This is a genomic window from Pseudomonas sp. MF06569 (genome assembly GCF_059862735.1).
On sequence record NZ_JCBCUZ010000001.1, the window covers coordinates 387,304 to 405,123 of the forward strand.

General features: G+C 60.7%; 14 protein-coding genes. 3 read left to right on the forward strand and 11 right to left on the reverse strand.

Annotation, left to right across the window (positions count from 1 at the left end):
* Window positions 1–55 precede the first annotated feature (55 nt).
* From AC19YQ_RS01890 to AC19YQ_RS01910, 5 genes are all read right to left on the reverse strand, one after another.
* A complete protein-coding gene (locus tag AC19YQ_RS01890) occupies window positions 56–2,491 on the reverse strand; it encodes a TonB-dependent siderophore receptor (protein WP_219262849.1) in 2,436 nt (811 codons plus the stop codon).
* Window positions 2,492–2,580: 89 nt separating this feature from the next.
* Window positions 2,581–3,558, reverse strand: a complete 978-nt coding sequence (locus AC19YQ_RS01895) for a FecR family protein (RefSeq protein WP_500594461.1) — start codon at window positions 3,556–3,558, stop codon at window positions 2,581–2,583.
* A complete protein-coding gene (locus tag AC19YQ_RS01900) occupies window positions 3,555–4,079 on the reverse strand; it encodes an RNA polymerase sigma factor (protein WP_326398592.1) in 525 nt (174 codons plus the stop codon). Before AC19YQ_RS01900 ends, AC19YQ_RS01895 begins: the two co-directional genes overlap by 4 nt.
* 202 nt (window positions 4,080–4,281) lie before the next feature.
* Complete coding sequence (locus tag AC19YQ_RS01905) at window positions 4,282–4,992, reverse strand: 3'-5' exonuclease (protein WP_339477927.1); 711 nt, start codon at window positions 4,990–4,992, stop codon at window positions 4,282–4,284.
* On the reverse strand, window positions 4,989–6,923 hold the full coding sequence (locus AC19YQ_RS01910) for a putative nucleotidyltransferase substrate binding domain-containing protein (RefSeq protein ID WP_500594462.1): 1,935 nt from the start codon (window positions 6,921–6,923) through the stop codon (window positions 4,989–4,991). Before AC19YQ_RS01910 ends, AC19YQ_RS01905 begins: the two co-directional genes overlap by 4 nt.
* A 294-nt stretch (window positions 6,924–7,217) precedes the next feature.
* Between AC19YQ_RS01910 and AC19YQ_RS01915 the strand changes: the two genes are divergently transcribed.
* The gene (locus tag AC19YQ_RS01915; RefSeq protein WP_133075267.1) at window positions 7,218–7,658 is read left to right on the forward strand and encodes a response regulator; all 441 of its coding nucleotides are present in this window, start codon (window positions 7,218–7,220) and stop codon (window positions 7,656–7,658) included.
* Window positions 7,659–7,731: 73 nt separating this feature from the next.
* Here AC19YQ_RS01915 and AC19YQ_RS01920 read toward each other — a convergent pair whose 3' ends face one another.
* Window positions 7,732–9,909: a malate synthase G gene (locus AC19YQ_RS01920; RefSeq protein ID WP_500594463.1), complete on the reverse strand. Its 2,178-nt coding sequence runs from the start codon at window positions 9,907–9,909 to the stop codon at window positions 7,732–7,734.
* A gap of 351 nt (window positions 9,910–10,260) precedes the next feature.
* On the opposite strand from AC19YQ_RS01920, the gene AC19YQ_RS01925 reads away from it, so the two are divergent.
* Window positions 10,261–10,779 carry a glycine cleavage system transcriptional repressor gene (locus tag AC19YQ_RS01925; protein WP_019823006.1) on the forward strand — a complete coding sequence of 173 codons (519 nt, stop codon included), beginning with the start codon at window positions 10,261–10,263 and terminating at the stop codon, window positions 10,777–10,779.
* A 10-nt stretch (window positions 10,780–10,789) separates the two neighbouring features.
* Here AC19YQ_RS01925 and rarD read toward each other — a convergent pair whose 3' ends face one another.
* The 5 genes from rarD to AC19YQ_RS01950 all read right to left on the reverse strand — a co-directional run bounded on the left by rarD (window position 10,790) and on the right by AC19YQ_RS01950 (window position 16,607).
* Window positions 10,790–11,677, reverse strand: coding sequence for an EamA family transporter RarD (gene rarD / locus AC19YQ_RS01930; protein WP_133075269.1), 888 nt, complete (start codon window positions 11,675–11,677; stop codon window positions 10,790–10,792).
* 203 nt (window positions 11,678–11,880) lie between these two features.
* Window positions 11,881–12,855, reverse strand: coding sequence for a serine/threonine protein kinase (locus AC19YQ_RS01935; RefSeq protein WP_048352320.1), 975 nt, complete (start codon window positions 12,853–12,855; stop codon window positions 11,881–11,883).
* 192 nt (window positions 12,856–13,047) lie between these two features.
* A complete protein-coding gene (locus AC19YQ_RS01940) occupies window positions 13,048–14,949 on the reverse strand; it encodes a PhoX family protein (protein WP_500594464.1) in 1,902 nt (633 codons plus the stop codon).
* 95 nt (window positions 14,950–15,044) lie between these two features.
* Complete coding sequence (locus AC19YQ_RS01945) at window positions 15,045–15,809, reverse strand: TOBE domain-containing protein (protein WP_500594465.1); 765 nt, start codon at window positions 15,807–15,809, stop codon at window positions 15,045–15,047.
* A gap of 57 nt (window positions 15,810–15,866) precedes the next feature.
* A complete protein-coding gene (locus AC19YQ_RS01950; RefSeq protein ID WP_500594466.1) occupies window positions 15,867–16,607 on the reverse strand; it encodes a ComFC family protein in 741 nt (246 codons plus the stop codon).
* An 88-nt stretch (window positions 16,608–16,695) separates the two neighbouring features.
* Between AC19YQ_RS01950 and bioB the strand changes: the two genes are divergently transcribed.
* Window positions 16,696–17,751, forward strand: a complete 1,056-nt coding sequence (bioB, locus tag AC19YQ_RS01955; protein ID WP_500594467.1) for a biotin synthase BioB — start codon at window positions 16,696–16,698, stop codon at window positions 17,749–17,751.
* The last annotated feature ends 69 nt before the right edge of the window (window positions 17,752–17,820 follow it).

Below are 17,820 nucleotides of genomic sequence, written 5' to 3' on the forward strand. Positions count from 1 at the left end.
CCCCTGTGGGAGCGGGCAAGCCCGTTCCCACAGGAGTCAGGTGTCCCTTGGCGGGTTACCACTTGTAGTTGACGCTGGCCATTACGTTGCGGCGATCGCCGTAGTAGCAGTAGAAACCGTCGCAGGTCGACAGGTATTCCTTGTCGAATACGTTGTTGGCGTTAACCGAGACCGTGGCACCCTTGAGCGTTTTACTGACCTTGGAGAGGTCGTAATGCACGGCTGCGTCGTAGACGGTGTAAGCATCGGTGTGCCCGTAGGAAGCATCCGGCACATAGGCCATGCTGCCGATCGCAATGTTGTCGGTTTCACCAATGTAGCGAGCGCCAAAGCCCACGCCGAAGCCATCCAGCACGCCTTTGTGCCAGGTGTAGTCAGCCCAGATGGACGCCTGATGTTCAGGCGTCAGTGGCAGTGGACGGTTCTTGTCCAGCGGGTCCGACACCTTGGTCATTTTGGTGTTGGCGTAGGTGTAGGCGGCTGTCAGCTTCAGGTTGTCGTTGACGTTGCCCACGGCCTCCAGTTCTACACCGCGTACGTTGGCTTCACCCAGTGGTCGGCTGACACCCAGGGTATCGCTAAGCACAATGTTTTTGCGGGTCAGGTCATACACGGCTGCCGTGAACAGCATCTCGGTGCCGGGTGGCTGGTACTTGAGACCCACTTCGTATTGCTTGCCTGTGCCGGGTTTGAAGGCCTTGCCGCCAAAGCCACCCGGCTCGGCCTGGAACGATTCGGCATAGGAAACGTAAGGTGTGAAGCCTGAATCGAACACATAGCTCAGCGCGGCATTGCCGGTGAAGGCGCTGTCGTCACGTTTGTCGCGAGCGTTGTTTTCGTTGTAGAACGTGGTGTCGGTGTGCAGCCAGTCCTGGCGTCCGCCCAGGGTCAAACGCCAGTTATCCAGCGCCATCTGGTCTTGCAGGTAGAGGCCGGTATCACGGGTTTTCTGGTTGTAGTCGTTATAGGCGGTGTATTGAACGTTGCTGAAGTCTTGCCCGTAGATCGGGTTGATTATGTTGCTGGCCGGGGCAGCGCCGTATTGCCATTTGTAGTTGGTGTTGACGCGCTGGTGGTCGAGTCCGATCAGTACGGTGTGCTTGAGGGTGCCGGTGTTGAAGTCCGCCTGGAAGTTGTTATCCACGGCGAATTGACTGATGTCCTCGTTCACGATGTTGGCGCCGCGCTGCAGAGTGCCGTCGTCGGCAACCGAACCGTAATAACCGCCTGCCGTGATGCCCTGGAAGGACAGATCACTTTTGGTGTAGCGCAGGTTCTGGCGGAACTGCCACACATCATCAAAACGGTGCTCAAAGGCGTAGCCGAGTGCGTAGTAGGTTTTGTCGTAGAACTCCCACTTTGGATCACCCAGGTTCTCGTGAAACTTCACCTTGCCCGCTGGTGAGTCCACTTTGGTGCCCTGGATCGGCAAAAACTGGCTGGTGATGCCGGTGTCGTCACGATTGAACTGGCTGAGGAACGTCAGCTTGGTGTCTTCGTTGATGTTCCAGGTCAGGCTGGGCGCGATGTTGTAGCGTTTGTCTTCGTTATGATCGATCGCGGTGTTGCTGTCGCGTACCACGCCGCTGACTCGATACAAGAATTGCCCTTCATCATCAATCGGGCCGGTGCTGTCGAAGCTGATCTGCTTGCGCTGGTAGCTGCCGACTTGTACCTGCACTTCATGGCTTGGGGTGTCTTGCGGGCGACGGCTGACCATGTCCAGCAAGCCGCCAGCAGGTGTCTGGCCGTAAACCGATGATGCCGGGCCACGGAGCAGGGCTACGCGCTCCAGGTCCCAGGTTTCCAGCTTGGGCATGGTGTAGGAACCCTTGGGCAGCGGCAGGCCGTCCAGAAACTGGGTCGGTTCAAAACCACGTACCTTCAGCCACTCCGAGCGGCTGTCGCTGCCGTAACTGCTGGCCGTAACGCCGGGCATATAGCGCACCGCGTCATCCAGGTTCTGCACTGCCCTGTCCTGCATCTGGCTGCGTGTGGCAACGGAGATGGAGCGCGGAGCTTCTGCCAAAGAGGTATCGGTTTTGGTGCCCGACGCTGTGCGCTGGGCCAGGTAGCCATCAACCGGGCCCCAGGCGCTTTCGTAATTGCCCTGGCCAGAGATAGTCGTTGCCTCCAGGGCCAACGCACCCTGGGGGATTTCGATCAGTGTGAAGCTGCCAGCAGTGCCCGGCACCAGCTGCAACCCGCTCCCCTGCAACGCCTCACGCAAGGCAGTCGTGGCCTCGAACGTACCTTTGACCGGCGCTGAAGTTTTGCCCGCCAGCAAGGACGAGTCGATGGCCAGGGTGATGCCGGCCTGGCTGGCGATCTGGTTCAGGGTGGCCGCCAAGGGTCCGGCGGGCAGGTTGTAGCTGCGCGCAGACGATGCCTGCTCGCCAGCAACCAGAACGGTACTGGTCAACGGGGCGCAGAGGGCGATGGCGATGGCTAACAGGCTGGGGCGCAACAACGTGTCGAGGGAGCGGGACATTCGGCGGGTTCCTGAATGGAAATGTTTCTGATGCCTATCTGCCGGATGAGAGTTGAAAAGTGATAGGGCTGATTGAAAATAATTTAGATTCAGTTCGCCGACGGCTTGGCGCTGACGGTGATCCACCACGGGGTACGTTGCTCGATACGCACTGGCAAGGTCGGCAGCAAGGCATTGAGCGACCGTTCGATGTTGTTCAGTGGAAAGCTGCCGGTGATGCGCAGGTCGGCGACTTCGGGGCCTACGCCCAGATGGCCGACGTGGTAGCGACTGAGTTCGTTGACCATGTCGGCCAGGCGCACGTTGTCCAGCACCAGCATGCCCCGCGTCCAGGCGTCTGCCCCCGGGCTGAGGGTAAGCATCTGGCCCAGGCGGTCGCGGCGCATCAGGACCTGCTGGCCTTCGCTATAGATGATGTGGTCTGCGCTGTTCACTGGGTGTGCTTCGACTCGCGATTGCAGCACGCTCAGGCGCGTGCCGTCGTCTTCGCGCTTGACCATGAACCGTGTGCCCAGTGCGCGCAGGCTGCCGTCGCGGGTTTGCACGATAAACGGTCGAGGGTCGCCATGGCCGGTCTCAACCATGATCTCGCCTTCCTGCAGGATGATGCGTCGGGTCGTTTCATCAAACTGCACATCGACTGCGCTGTGGGTGTTGAGGTTGAGCAGCGTGCCATCGGCCAGGCGCAACTGGCGTTGTTCGCCGGTGGCGGTGCGCTGGTCGGCCATCCAGTAGTCAATGGGCAGGTAGTTTTTACCGGCGAACAAGGCCAGCCCACATACCAGCGCGATACTGGCCAGGCCACTGCCGATTTTGCGCACCTGCCCCTGTACGCCGTTGCGGGCATTGAGCAAGGCGTTGCGCGCCGGGATGCTGGTGGTGCTGAAGCGCTGATCGAGCATGCCCAGTTGCAGCCACGCGCGGGCGTGTTCTTCGCTGGCGCTGTACCACTTGGCAAATTCGGCCTGCTCAACGGCACTGCCGCTGCCGCAATCCAGGCACAACTGCCAGGCGATGGCGGCGTCCAGTACCTGGGAGGAGACCGGGTTGGTGTTGGCCTGGCTCATGTCGGTTCGCCATACAAGGCGATATAGCACTGGCGGATGCCCTGGGCCAGATACTGGCGTACGCGGGGCACAGACACGCCAAGGCGTTCGGCGATTTCAGCGTGGGTCAGGCCATCCAGACGGCTGTGAAGGAAGGCTGCACGGGACTTGCTCGACAGCTTGCCCAGCAGGCGATCGATGGCCCTGAGGTCTTCAAGGATCAGGTGCTGGGCTTCGGGTGAGGGGTGTTCGGCCTCGGGGATCAGCATCAGCTCGTTGAGCCAGGCCTGCTCCAGTGCCGCGCGGCGAAAATAGTCGAACAGCAGGCCCTTGGCGATGGCCGCCAGCAATGCCCGTGGTTCGCGGGGGGCTTGCAGTCCTGGGCGGCCGAGCAGGCGCACAAACGTGTCCTGACTCAGGTCTTCGGCCCGCTGCGGGCAGGCCACGTTACGCCGCAACCACGCCAGCAGCCAGCCGCGATGGTCGCGATAAAGCGCTCCAACCAGCTCACTGTGTGGGTTTTGGACTGACGACAAAGACATCACCGACGGCAAGTTTTAACTAACGATAATTATTCGCGATTGTGTCAGAGGGAATGGTCCTACGCAATTGACGCTCATCGGATGGCAGACCGGGAGGGTTAAAAACCATTTTTTGTGGGAGCGGGCTTGCTCGCGATGAAATCGCTGCGGTGTGTCTTATGGACCGGGTTGTCTGAATCGCGAGCAAGCCCGCTTCCACAGATTAAAAACCGTGCATCTGCTTGCGCCGTTGCCACTGGTTCAGCCGCTGTTGCAGGGCCTGGGGGGTGTCGATGCCTTGGGTGCGGGCACGGCTGAACAGGATCAACGCCAGTTCGGCGGTGGCCAGGGCATCTGCGCTGGCGTTGTGGCGGTCTTCGACCTGCAGGTTGAAGTGGTTGATCCATTGATCAAGTCCGGCTTCGCGCAGATTCACCTGGGGGCAAAGCATGGGCGCCAGTGCCGCCACATCCAGAAATGGATGCTGCAAGCGGTAGCCCAGGCTGTCCTTGAGGGCACGGGCGAGCATGTGCTGGTCAAACGGCGCATGGAACGCCAGCACCGGGCTGTCGCCCACAAAATCCATGAAGTCGAGCAGGGCATCGACCGGGTCGCTGCCTGCGGCAATGGCGGCAGGCCCCAGCTCATGGAGCAACATGCTGGGGCTCAAGGGGTTGTCGGGGCGCAGCAGGGTGCGTTCAAACCCCTGGCTGAAGTCGATGGCGCCGTCCTCAATGACCACCGCACCGATCGACAGCACTTGGTCGCGATTGAGGTTCAGGCCGGTGGTTTCCAGATCGACCACCACCCAGCGTTGCGTGCGCATGGGTGTCTCGCTCAACCCGCAGGCGGGCGGCAGTCGCAGCAGGCGCTGATGCTGCTCAAGGCTGAGCACCGGTTTTTTGCGTGGCAACAACCATGACAGCAGGCTCATAGCTGATACCGCAGGGCCAGGCTGCTTTGCAGGCGCTGGGCCTGGCGCAGGGCTTCACGCAGGATGCGTCGGTCCAGCTGGTTGAGGCTGTCAGGGTCGACGCGGTTGGAGTACGCACGGTTTTCCCGGGTTTGCAGCTGGTGCTGCTGCATGCGGGTTTGCTGGATGAAGTGATAGGCCTCTTCATAGGCGGCCCCGTCCAGTGGCTCGATCACGTGCAGGGCGACCAGCTGGCGCAGACGTTCCAGGGTGTTGCTGGCTTCGACCCCGTTGGCCAGCGCCAGCAAGCGCGCGCCGTCAACGAAAGGCGTGAGGCCCTGAATCTTGAGGTCGAGGGTGGCCTTGTCGCCGCCTTTGCGTTCCAGCACAAACTCACGAAAGCGCCCCACGGGCGGGCGATGACGCAGTGCGTTGTCGGCCATCATGCGCTGGAACAGACGGTTGTCGGCGACCTGTCCAAGCATGCCGCGGCGCAGTTGCTCACAGCCCTGCTCATCGCCCCAGACCACCCGCAGGTCGAAATAAATGGTGGAGGCCAGCAGGTTTTCAGGGGTGGCTTCGCGGATAAAGGCGGCAAATCGGCGGGCCCACTCGGCGCGTGACAGGCACAGGTCGGGGTTGCCGGCCATGATGTTGCCTTTGCACAGGGTGAAGCCGCAGGCGGCCAGGTGCTGGTTGATCTGCTGGGCGATGGGTAGCAGGCGCTGGCGAATCTCGGCGGCCTGGGTGTCATCCCTGGCCTCGAACAGAATGCCGTTGTCCTGGTCGGTGTGCAGGGTTTGCTCGCGTCGGCCTTCACTGCCAAAACACAGCCAGGTAAACGGTACGCCGGGGTCGCCCTTGTCAGCCAGCACCAGTTCGATTACCCGGCATACGGTGTGGTCGTTGAGCTGGGTGATGATGTGGGTGATCTGCGTGGAGGACGCACCGTGGGCCAGCATGCGCTCCACCAGTTGGCCGATTTCACCGCGCAGGTTGATCAGGGTGTCCAGCCGTGGTGCGTGGCGGATGGTGCGCGCCAGATGGACCAGATCGACCCGTTGCAGAGAGAACAGATCGCGTTCGGACACCACGCCACACAGGCGCTGGTCCTTGACCAGGCACACGTGGGCAATGTGCCGTTCGGTCATGGCGATGGCGGCGTCGAAGGCGCTGTTATCCGGGCTCAGGTAGAACGGGTCGGGTGTCATGTGCAGTTCGATGGCTTGCGCAAAATCCTCAATGCCATTGGCCACCACCTGACGCAGGTCGCGCAGGGTGAAAATCCCCAGGGGCGATTTGTGTTCGTCGACGATCACAATGCTGCCCACTTGCTGTTCGTGCATCAGCCGTACGGCTTCGCGCAGCGCGACGGTGGGCGCACAGGTCACAGGGTGGCGCATGGCCAGTTCGCCCAGGCGGGTATTGAGCGAGTATTGGGTGCCCAGGGTTTCAGCCGCTTTTTGCTGAACCTGCTGATTGACCTTGTCGAGCAGGCTGCTGACGCCACGTAGGGCAAAGTCGCGGAACTCGTCGGACAGGCCAAACAGTTTGATAAATGCGAGTTTGTTCAGTTGCAGGCAAAACGTGTCTTCGGCGGCGCGGTGTTCAGTGCGGGTGGCGCGCTCGCCCAGCAAGGCGGCAAGCGGGAAGCACTCGCCAGCGGTGATCTCGAAGGTGGTCTGGGCTTCTTCGCGGCCCACGTGGGTGCGTTCGCCCACCACACGGCCCTGCTTGACGATATAGAAGTGTTCCACCGGGCCGTCGGTCGGTCGGATGATGCTTTCGCCGGGGGCATAGAAGCGCAGTTGGCACTGCTCGACCAGATACGCCAGGTGAGTGTTTTCCATTTGGTTAAAGGGCGGGAATCGCTGCAAAAACTGCATGGTGCCGTGAATGTTCTGTAGCACCGCGGTTTTCCCTGCCTGGAGAAACGCATCCGATTTGCTCATTACTGATACCGCGTTGTTGGTGGTTAACCGTTGTTGTTATGACCGGACAGGGCTTCGCCCCATGGCGTACTTCTATCCCTCATGCTCGGCGGTCTGCACGCGGGTGCCCATTGGACGTAAGTCTATGGGGCCAGGGTTCTGAGACGGCTTTCAAAAAGGCGAACAGGTTTTTGTACGTTATTTGTACTGCAAGGCTTGGAAATGCGAATGGCTAAGTGCACATTGGCAAATGGTCAGGGATAACCGACTACGCTGTTAGGATATTTCGCCTGTAAGTTTGCTTTAGAGAAGCGTATGACTGAGCACGACATTTTGACTGACGCCGAACGTGAGGCCTTGAAAGAGGTCATGCTGACCCCTGCTTCGGCTTCGTCATGTGTGTTGATTGTTGAGGACGATCCAGTGGCGCGGGAGTTGTTGGCGGAGCTTCTGGAACTCAATGCAATCGAAAGCCTCACGGCCAGCAATGAAGAGCAGGCGCTGGCGCTGTTGGCATCGGACAAGCCGATTAATCTGATGATCACCGATTTACGCATGCTGCCCCACGATGGCTTGCACTTGATTCGCAAAGTCCGCGAGTCGGATCAGGCCACCTTGCCGATTATCATCATGTCGGGGGATGCGAGTGTGCGCGATGCCATCGATGCCATGCATCTGCATGTGGTGGACTTTCTGCTCAAGCCGATTGATACCGCCAAGTTGCTCAAGCTGATCCGCCAGGAGCTGGGGATCTAGGGGTTGCTGCGGGAAGGTGGGTCAAGGCCATAAAAAAAGCCCCGAATGTTCGGGGCTTTTTTATCGTGACGGGTTACAGGCCGTTTTTGGCCTTGAACTCGCGACGACGACGGTGCAGTACCGGCTCGGTGTAGCCGTTTGGCTGCTTGGTGCCTTCGATCACCAGTTCGATGGCCGCCTGGAAGGCGATGTTGCTGTCGAAGTTCGGTGCCAGCGGACGGTACAGCGCGTCGTTGGCGTTTTGACGATCGACCACAGGCGCCATGCGCTTGAGGCTTTCCAGGACCTGGGTTTCGCTGACGATGCCATGACGCAGCCAGTTGGCGATGTGCTGGCTGGAAATACGCAGCGTGGCACGGTCTTCCATCAGGCCGATGTCGTTGATATCCGGCACCTTCGAACAACCTACGCCCTGGTCGATCCAGCGCACCACGTAGCCCAGGATGCCCTGGGAGTTGTTGTCCAGTTCGTTCTGGATCTGTTCCGGCGTCCACTGGGGGTTCACTGCCAGCGGGATGGTTAGGATATCGTCCACCGACGCAGGGGCGCGCTTGGCCAGTTCGGCCTGACGGGCGAACACGTCAACCTTGTGGTAGTGCAGCGCGTGCAAGGCGGCGGCGGTCGGCGATGGCACCCAGGCGGTGTTGGCACCGGCCAGCGGGTGAGCGATTTTCTGCTCCAGCATCGCGGCCATCAGGTCGGGCATGGCCCACATGCCTTTGCCAATTTGCGCACGGCCTTGCAGGCCAGTGCTCAAGCCGACATCGACGTTGTTGTTTTCGTAGGCCGAAATCCACTTCTCGGCTTTCATGTCGGCCTTGCGCACCATCGGCCCGGCTTCCATCGAGGTATGAATCTCATCGCCAGTGCGGTCCAGGAAACCGGTGTTGATGAACACCACGCGCTCGCTGGCAGCCTTGATGCACGCCTTGAGGTTGATCGTGGTGCGCCGCTCTTCGTCCATGATCCCGACTTTGAGCGTGTTGCGTGGCAACTTGAGTACGTCTTCGATACGGCCGAACAGCTCGTTGGTGAACGCGGCTTCTTCAGCGCCGTGCATCTTCGGTTTGACGATGTAGACCGAACCGGTGCGGCTGTTGCTGCGCGTGGCCTTGCCGTTGAGGCTGTGGATCGCGGCCAGGCTGGTCAGCAGGCCGTCGAGGATGCCTTCGGGTACTTCGTTGCCGTCCTTGTCGAGGATCGCATCGATGGTCATCAGGTGACCCACGTTGCGTACGAACAACAGCGAGCGGCCGTGCAGGCTGACGGTGCCGCCATTTGGCGCGGTGTACTCGCGGTCCGGGTTCATGGTGCGGGTGAAGGTTTCGCCGCCCTTGGACACCTGTTCGCTGAGGTCGCCTTTCATCAGGCCCAGCCAGTTGCGGTAGATCACCACCTTGTCATCGGCATCAACGGCGGCAACCGAGTCTTCGCAGTCCATGATGGTGGTCAGGGCCGCTTCCATCAGCACGTCTTTGACGCCTGCGGCATCGGTCTGGCCGACAGGGCTTGCGGCATCGATCTGGATTTCGAAGTGCAGGCCGTTGTGCTTGAGCAGCACGGCGGTCGGCGCCGCGGCTGAGCCGTGGTAGCCGATCAGTTGCGCGGTGTCGCGCAGGCCGGTGCTGGCGCCGCCCTTGAGGGTGACCTTCAAGGCGCCGTCAACGATGGCGTAGCCGGTGGAGTCAACGTGAGTGCCGCTGGCCAGAGGCGCGGCTTCGTCGAGAAAGGCGCGGGCGAAGGCGATGACCTTGTCGCCGCGAACCTTGTTGTAGCCGCGACCCTTGGTGGCGCCATCTGCTTCGCTGATGGCATCGGTGCCGTACAGCGCGTCGTACAGCGAGCCCCAGCGGGCGTTCGAAGCATTGAGGGCAAAGCGCGCATTCATGACCGGCACGACTAATTGCGGGCCTGCCATGCGGGCGATTTCGTCATCGACGTTTTGCGTTGTTGCCTGGAAATCTGCGGCTTCTGGCTGCAGATACCCAATATCCTGGAGGAAGGCTTTATAAGCCACGGCGTCATGGGCCTTGCCGGCCTGAGCCTGGTGCCAGGCGTCGATCCGCGCCTGCAAATCATCGCGTTTGGCGAGCAGTGCTTTGTTCTTGGGTGCCAGGTCATTGATGACCTTGTCGGCACCGGCCCAGAACTGATCGGCGGTGAGGCCGGTACCGGGGATAGCTTCGTTGTTTACGAAGTCGAACAGGACTTTGGCGACCTGCAGGCCACCGACGTGAACGTGTTCAGTCATTGCTTGCCTCACTCATTTTTATTTAAAGCCTGGAGCGCTTCTTAAAACACCGCGTGGCTCATGCTGGCGGGGTTGGACGGGGTACAGCAGACACCTTGGCGGACCATGTTGCAAGTTATGTAGTGGTCGCCGAGGCATACTACATGATCAATTGCAGATGTGAAAATCAGACCAATCACGTCGTTCTGCGACCGTTTTTACGCTATCGGTCACACAGAAGAACAGGATGTTCTCAAGAAACATGCAGGTTGTTCCAGATAATTATAAAAACAGTACACAATTTGTGATTTTGAATCCCTTTTGCGGGAGTGCCTATACTCACTCGACCCCCTAATAAGAGAGACCCCCGCCATGAACCATCTTGTGATTACGGTGTTTGCCCAGGACAAGGCCGGGCAGGTCGAGCGCATTGCTCAATGCATCGCCGAGCATGGCGGTAACTGGCTGGAGAGTCGAATGTCGCGCATGGCCGGGCAATTTGCCGGAATCCTGCGCGTGGGTGTGCCCGCCGAAGCTCACGATGAGCTGGTCGATGCGTTGCAGCATCTGGGCAAGGAAGGGATTCGGGTGTTGATTGCCGAAAGCGGCATCGAGCAGTCCTGCACCTGGAAGCCCATCGCCATGGAACTGGTGGGCAACGACCGCCCCGGCATTGTGCGCGACATCACCCGGGTGCTGACGGAGCAGGGCGTGAGCCTGGAGCGGCTGGTGACAGACGTGCGGCCCGCGCCAATGAGCAACGAGCCGCTGTTTCATGCCGAGGCCATTTTGGCGGTGCCCCTGACCTTGTCCCTGGATGTGCTGCAAAAACGTCTGGAAACCCTGGCGGATGAACTGCTGGTGGATTTGAAGTTCAGCACCGAGGAGTAATGTCGTCGGTTCAGCTGCGCTTGCGCAGGCTGAACCAGGCATCGAGGCTGTACACCACCAGGCCGGCCCAGATAAATGCAAAGGCGATCAAGGTGCTTTCGGACAAGTGTTCGCCGTAAACCGATACCGCCAGAATCAAGACCAGCGTCGGCGCGATGTACTGCATAAAGCCCAGGGTTGTGTAGGGCAGATGCCGTGCGGCGGCGTTGAAACACACCAGGGGTATCAGCGTGGCCGGGCCTGCGGCGACCAGCAACCAGGCCTCTGAGGTGCTCCAGAAGTCGGCATGGGCGCTGTTGGCCTCGGGGTGCAGCAGCAACCAGACGATGGCCACCGGGACCAGAATCCATGTTTCGACCACGAGCCCCGGCAATGCCTTGACCGGGGCCTGTTTGCGGATCAGCCCGTAAAAGCCAAAGCTCAGTGCCAGCGCCAGGGACACCCAGGGCAGGCTGCCCACTTGCCATACCTGTTGTGCCACACCGACAACGGCCAGGCCCACTGCAATCCACTGCAGGCGGCGCAGGCGTTCCCCCAGCAACAACATACCGAGCAATACGTTGACCAGTGGGTTGATGTAGTACCCCAGGCTGGCTTCGAGCATACGGTCGTTGTTCACGGCCCACACATACGTCAGCCAGTTGGCGGCAATCAGCAGGCCGCTGAAGGTCAAAACGCCAATGCGCTTGGGGTTGTCGCGTAGTTCCTGCCACCAGCCGGGGTGTTTCCACACCAGTAGCAACAGTGAACCGAACAACGCGGACCAGAGCACCCGGTTCACGATGATTTCGGCAGCCGGAACGCTGGCCAGCAGTTTGAAGTAGAGCGGGAAAAGGCCCCAGATGACATAGGCCGTGAGGCCTAAAATATACCCGCGACGCGGGTTTGCGGCTTGCATGCAGAATCCTTGCTTAGGCAACTAACAGACACGGAAGAAGCTGTGAGTGTAAGCAGGTTTTGCAGGCGTGTCCTGTGTGAGGCGGGACGTTTTCTGTAGTCGCTGCCGAAGGCTGCGAGGGGTGGCCGGCGCTCCCGGGAAAACGGGTTGCTTCGCAACCCTTCGCAGCCTTCGGCAGCGACTACAGTGTTCACCCGGCTTTCTTAAAACAGCTTCAGCGGCTCTTCATTCAATGCCGAAAGCTGCTCGCGCAATGCCAGGATCTGGTCGCCCCAATAACGCTCGCTGCCAAACCACGGGAAGCTGTGGGGGAAGGCCGGGTCGTCCCAGCGCCGAGCCAGCCAGGCGCTGTAGTGCATCAGGCGCAAGGCGCGCAGCGGCTCGATCAGCGCCAGTTCGCGGGGGTTGAAGTCATGGAACTCGCTGTAGCCGTCCATCAGCTCTGACAGCTGGCCCAGGCATTCCTGGCGATCCCCGGCCAGCATCATCCACAGGTCCTGCACAGCAGGGCCCATGCGGCAATCGTCGAGGTCGACGATATGGAACACTTCGTCGCGGCACATCATGTTGCCGGGGTGGCAATCGCCGTGCATGCGGATGTTGGTGTGTGGGGTGGCGGCGTAGACGTCTTCGACCCGCTTGAGCAGGTCACGGGCGACAGACTCGTAGGCCGGGAGCAGGCTGCGTGGAATGAAGTTGCCTTCAAGCAGGGTGGTCAGCGAGTCGTGACCGAAGTTTTTCACCCCCAGTGCTTCGCGGTGCTCGAACGGCTTGGTCGCGCCTACGGCATGCAGGCGACCGAGCAGTTGCCCGAGGCGATACAGCTGGTCGAGATTGCCCGGTTCTGGCGCGCGGCCACCTCGGCGTGGAAACAGGGTGAAGCGGAAACCTGCGTGTTCGAACAGGCTTTCACCGTTGTGAATCATCGGTGCGACCACCGGGACATCAAGCTCGGCCAGTTCGAAGGTGAAGCGATGTTCTTCGAGGATGGCTTCGTTGGTCCAGCGCTGCGGGCGATAGAATTTGGCGATCAGCGGTTCCGAGTCTTCGATACCTACCTGGTACACGCGATTTTCGTAGCTGTTGAGCGCGAGCACGCGGGCGTCGCTCAGGAAACCGATGCTCTCGACGGCGTCGAGCACCAGATCAGGGGTAAGTGTTGCAAACGGATGAGACATGCTGACTCCTGCGCGCAGCAGGCTGCCGCGTCCGGCCATGCATGTTAGCGCAGACCGGGGTATGGAAGGGCAGGTTAATGCACCGGCCTGTGGGAGCGGGCTTGCTCGCGATGCAGTCCCTGCGGTGTATCAGGCAAACCGCGTCGACACTGTCGCGGGCAAGCCCGCTCCCACAAAAGCGGGTTCAAGCTTTTACGCGCCGACGATACCGCCGTCTTCCCGGCTGATGGCCATGACCGATGAGCGCGGTTTGCCGTTGGGCAGGTGCTCGGGGAAGGTGGAACCGCCGTTCTCGCCAGGGTGCTGAATGCCCACGAACAAGGTTTTGTGGTCGGGCGAGAAGCTGATGCCGGTGACTTCGCAGCCCACCGGGCCAACCATGAAACGGCGGATTTCACCGCTGACCGGGTCGGCGCACAGCATCTGGTTGTTGCCCATGCCTGCAAAGTCGCCGCTGTTGCTGGCATCACCGTCGGTCAGGATCCACAGGCGACCTGCGTCATCAAATCCCAGGCCGTCGGGGCTGTTGAACATGTTCTGCGGGTTGATATTGGCGGAGCCGCCCTTGGGTTGTTTGCCGTGAACGGCCGGGTTGCCCGCCACGACGAACAGGTCCCAGTCGAAGGTGTCTGCGCCGTGATCGGCATTGCGCGCTTTCCAGCGCAGGATCTGCCCGTAGACGTTTTTCTCCCGGGGATTGGGGCCGCCGACCGGTTGCCCGTCTTCGCCGCGCTTGACGTTGTTGGTCAGGGTGCAATAGACCTGGCCGTCCTTGGGGCTGACCACGATCCATTCCGGGCGGTCCATGCGGGTGGCGCCGACGGCGCTGGCGGCCATGCGTGCATGGATCAACACGTCGGCCTGGCTGGCAAACCCGTTCGCGGCATCAACGCCGTTTTTGCCGTGGGTCAGCTCAATCCACTGGCCGTGACCCTTGGGGCGATCAGGGTTGCTGTCGCCACCGTCAAAGCGCGCCACATACAGCGTGCCGTGGTCCAGCAGGTCGCGATTGGCCTTGGGGTTCTGGTGGTCGATCTTGTCGCGGCTGATGAATTTGTAGATGAACTCGCCGCGCTCGTCGTCGCCCATGTACACCACGGCACGGCCGTCGCCGGTTTCGGCCAGGGCGGCGTTTTCGTGTTTGAAACGGCCCAGTGCGGTGCGTTTGACCGGTGTTGAAAGCGGGTCGAACGGATCGATTTCAACGACCCAGCCGTGGCGATTGAGTTCGTTGGGGTTGAGGGCCATATCGAAGCGCGGGTCGTGCTGGTGCCAGTTGATGTCTTTGCTGGCCGCGACCACGCCATAGCGCTTTTGCGCGGCATCGAACGCTTGCTTCGGCTCGGAGCTGCCGAAGCAATCGGTGAAGTTTTCTTCGCAGGTCAGGTAGGTGCCCCACGGGGTTTTGCCATTGGCGCAGTTCTGGAAGGTGCCCAGTGCGCGGGTGCCGGTCGCGTCGGCCTGGGTGCGCAGCAACTCATGACCGGCAGCGGGGCCGCTCAGGCGAATGGGTGTGTTGGCGTGAATGCGTCGGTTGAAGGGAGAGCCCTGGACAAACTGCCAGCCGTCGCCCTTGCGCTGGATCTCTATCACCGACACGCCTTCAGTGGCCTGGGCCTTGTGCACTTCTTCTGCAGAAACAGGTGAACCGCCATGGGGGAAGAGGTAGCGGTAGTTGGTGTATTCGTTGTTGATCGCCATCAGGGCGCGGTTCGGATCATCCGCGAAGGCGAACAGGCTCATGCCGTCGTTGTTGTCGCCAAACTGTACTTCCTGGGCGCTGGCAGTGCCGTTGCCGGAAGGATCAAACACCGGGCCGTCGGCTTGCAGCGGCTGCCCCCAACTGATGAGCACCGAGGAGCGATAGCCGGGTGGCAGGCTGATGGTGTCAGTGGTGGCCGCATTGATGCTGTCGAAGCCCAGCAGGTTGCTGTTGGCGGCGCTGACACCGGCTGCCAGGGCACTGCGACTGAGCAGGCCACCGCCTAGAAACATCGCTGCGCCGCACAGGGCGCCGGCACTGATAAAGCCGCGACGACTCAGGCCAATGATCTGCTCCAGGTCGGTGGATTGGTTTTCTTCTAATAGGCTCATGGCTGGCTTGGCTCTTGACGGTTTTGGCAAACACCATAAGCAGCGGGTATGACAGAGATGTTTCAGTCAGGAGCGGATGCGGGAGCTGGCGGCACTTACAGCGCGGTGCCCAGCAATACCAGCGATGGCGCAAAGTGCACCTGGGCCTCGCTACCCTCGGTCAGCCCAAGTGTTTCGAGGTGTTGCGGTTCGGTCAGGGCACACAGGGTCTGGCCGCTGGGCAGGGTGATACGGACTTCGCTGGGGCCGTTGTCGGTGTGCAGGATCTGCTCGATGCGTCCGTGCAGGTGATTGTGCTCGGCGTTGGAAGGGGATGCGGGATCGAGCAGTTGCAGCCAGCCTGCCTTGATCAACGCCACTGCCTGGCTGCCGATTGCCAGTTCCAGGCGCAGGGTGCTGTCGCGGGTGATTTGTGCGTGAAGGGTCAGGCCACCGGGCAGTTCCAGCTGAACCAGATCGTTATGGCCGTGGCGGTGGATGGCAGTGACGGTGCCGTGCAACTGGTTGCGGGCGCTGGTGCGCAGCATCAGGCGTCCCAGCAGGTCGAGGTCCTGAATGTCTTCGGCGGCGTCCAGCACCTGGGTTTGCAGCGCCTGCAAACGCTGATAAAGCCGCAACACCCGCTCACCGGCCACGGACAGTCGAGCGCCGCCGCCCCCTTTGCCACCAATGCTGCGCTCAACCAGAGGGGTTTGCGCCAGGTTATTCAGTTCATCAATGGCATCCCACGCGGCTTTGTAGCTGATACCGGCGCTTTTGGCGGCGGCCGTGATCGAGCCTTGGTCAACAATGTGCTGCAGCAGCGCGATGCGTTGCGGGCGACGGACCATGTGTTGGGCGAGGAGGGCGGGCAGGTGCATGACGGAGAATTCACAAGGCAGGACGTGCCCGGAAAGTGCCTGCTCAACCGGGTGGCGTCAAGGAGGCCCGTCGGGTTTTGGCGTGCGGGCCAGGCAATACACATCGACTCGCCTGGCCCCGGCCTTGACCAGCAGCCGGGCCAGGCTCTGCGCCGTGGCGCCGGTGGTCAGCACGTCATCCACCAGCGCCAGATGCAACCCGGTGACCTGCACGCCCGGTGCCAGCCTGAAGGCTTGTAACACGTTGCGCTTGCGGTTTTTGGCGTCCAGGACTTGTTGCGCGTCCGTGTCCTGGGTACGCAGCAGCCAGTGCTCGTGTCGAGGGATGTTCAGCGCAGCACTTAGCCACTGGGCGAGCAGCGCGGCCTGGTTATAGCCGCGCTGGCGCAGACGTTTGCTGGACAAGGGCACCGGTAGCAGGAAGTCGGGTCGCGGGCTGCCTGAGTTGAAGCTATCGAGCAGCGATTGGCCGAGAAGTTCGGCTAAAAGTCGTCCATAAGGCCACTTGCTGTGATGTTTGAAGCGGATGATCAGACTGTCGATCGGAAAGCCGTACACCCAGGGTGCATGCACTTGCTCAAAGGCTGGCGGCTGCTTGATGCATTGGGCGCATACCAGCCCGGCCATCGGTAATGGCAATGCGCAGCGCTTGCAGCGATCAACCAGCCAGGGCAATTCCAGTTCGCAGGCGACACACAGGACATGGGGTGTGCAGCAGCGCTCATCACACAACAAACAGAATTGGTTATTTAATAACCAGATGTAAACCATCTTTATCCATTGTGGTTGACAGTTCATGTCACATCCTTAAACATGCCGAGATCCGTGCCGTGCCCGTGGGTTTTCCCCCCGGGTTCTAGTCAAAGCATAAACAAGAGAAACGCCGATGAGCGCCAGCAGCCTTGCCAACGTGCGACATGATTGGTCTTTAGCCGAAGTCCGGGCGATGTTCACCCAGCCCTTCAATGACCTGCTTTTCGAAGCGCAGACCGTTCACCGCAAGCACTTCAATGCCAACCGGGTACAGGTTTCGACGCTGCTGTCGATCAAGACCGGCGCCTGCCCGGAAGATTGCAAATATTGTCCGCAGTCGGGCCACTACAACACTGGCCTGGCTAAAGAGAAGTTGATGCAGGTGCAGAAGGTGCTGGAAGAAGCACAGCGGGCCAAGTCCATCGGCGCCACCCGTTTCTGCATGGGCGCCGCGTGGAAGCACCCGTCGGCCAAAGACATGCCCTACGTACTGGAAATGGTCAAAGGGGTGAAGGCCATGGGGCTGGAAACCTGCATGACCCTGGGCAAGCTCGATCAGGAGCAAACCGCAGCGTTGGCCCACGCAGGTCTGGATTACTACAACCACAACCTCGACACCTCGCCCGAGTTCTACACCAGCATCATCACCACCCGTACTTACAGCGAACGCCTGCAAACCTTGAGTTACGTGCGTGATAGCGGGATGAAAATCTGCTCCGGCGGGATTCTGGGCATGGGCGAGTCGCTGGACGACCGCGCCAACCTGCTGATCCAGTTGGCCAATCTGCCTGAGCACCCCGAGTCGGTGCCGATCAACATGCTGGTGAAAGTGGCCGGCACGCCGATGGAAAACGCAGAAGACATCGACCCGTTTGACTTCATCCGCATGCTGGCGGTGGCGCGGATCATGATGCCGCACAGCCATGTACGCCTGTCGGCGGGCCGTGAGGCAATGAACGAGCAAATGCAGGCACTGGCGTTCTTTGCCGGGGCCAACTCGATTTTCTACGGCGACAAATTGCTGACCACGGCCAACCCTCAGGCGGACAAGGACATGCAGCTGTTCAGCCGTCTGGGCATCTTGCCCGAGGCGGGTGAAGACCATGCGGACGATGTGCATCAGGCCGTGATCGAGCATGCGCTCAGGGATCAGAAATCCAGCGAGCAGTTTTATAACGCTGTGGTTTAACCCACACACTCCCGTAGCCGCTGCCGCAGGACCTTCGCTTTCAATACCGAAGCCGGGGCCGCTTCGCTG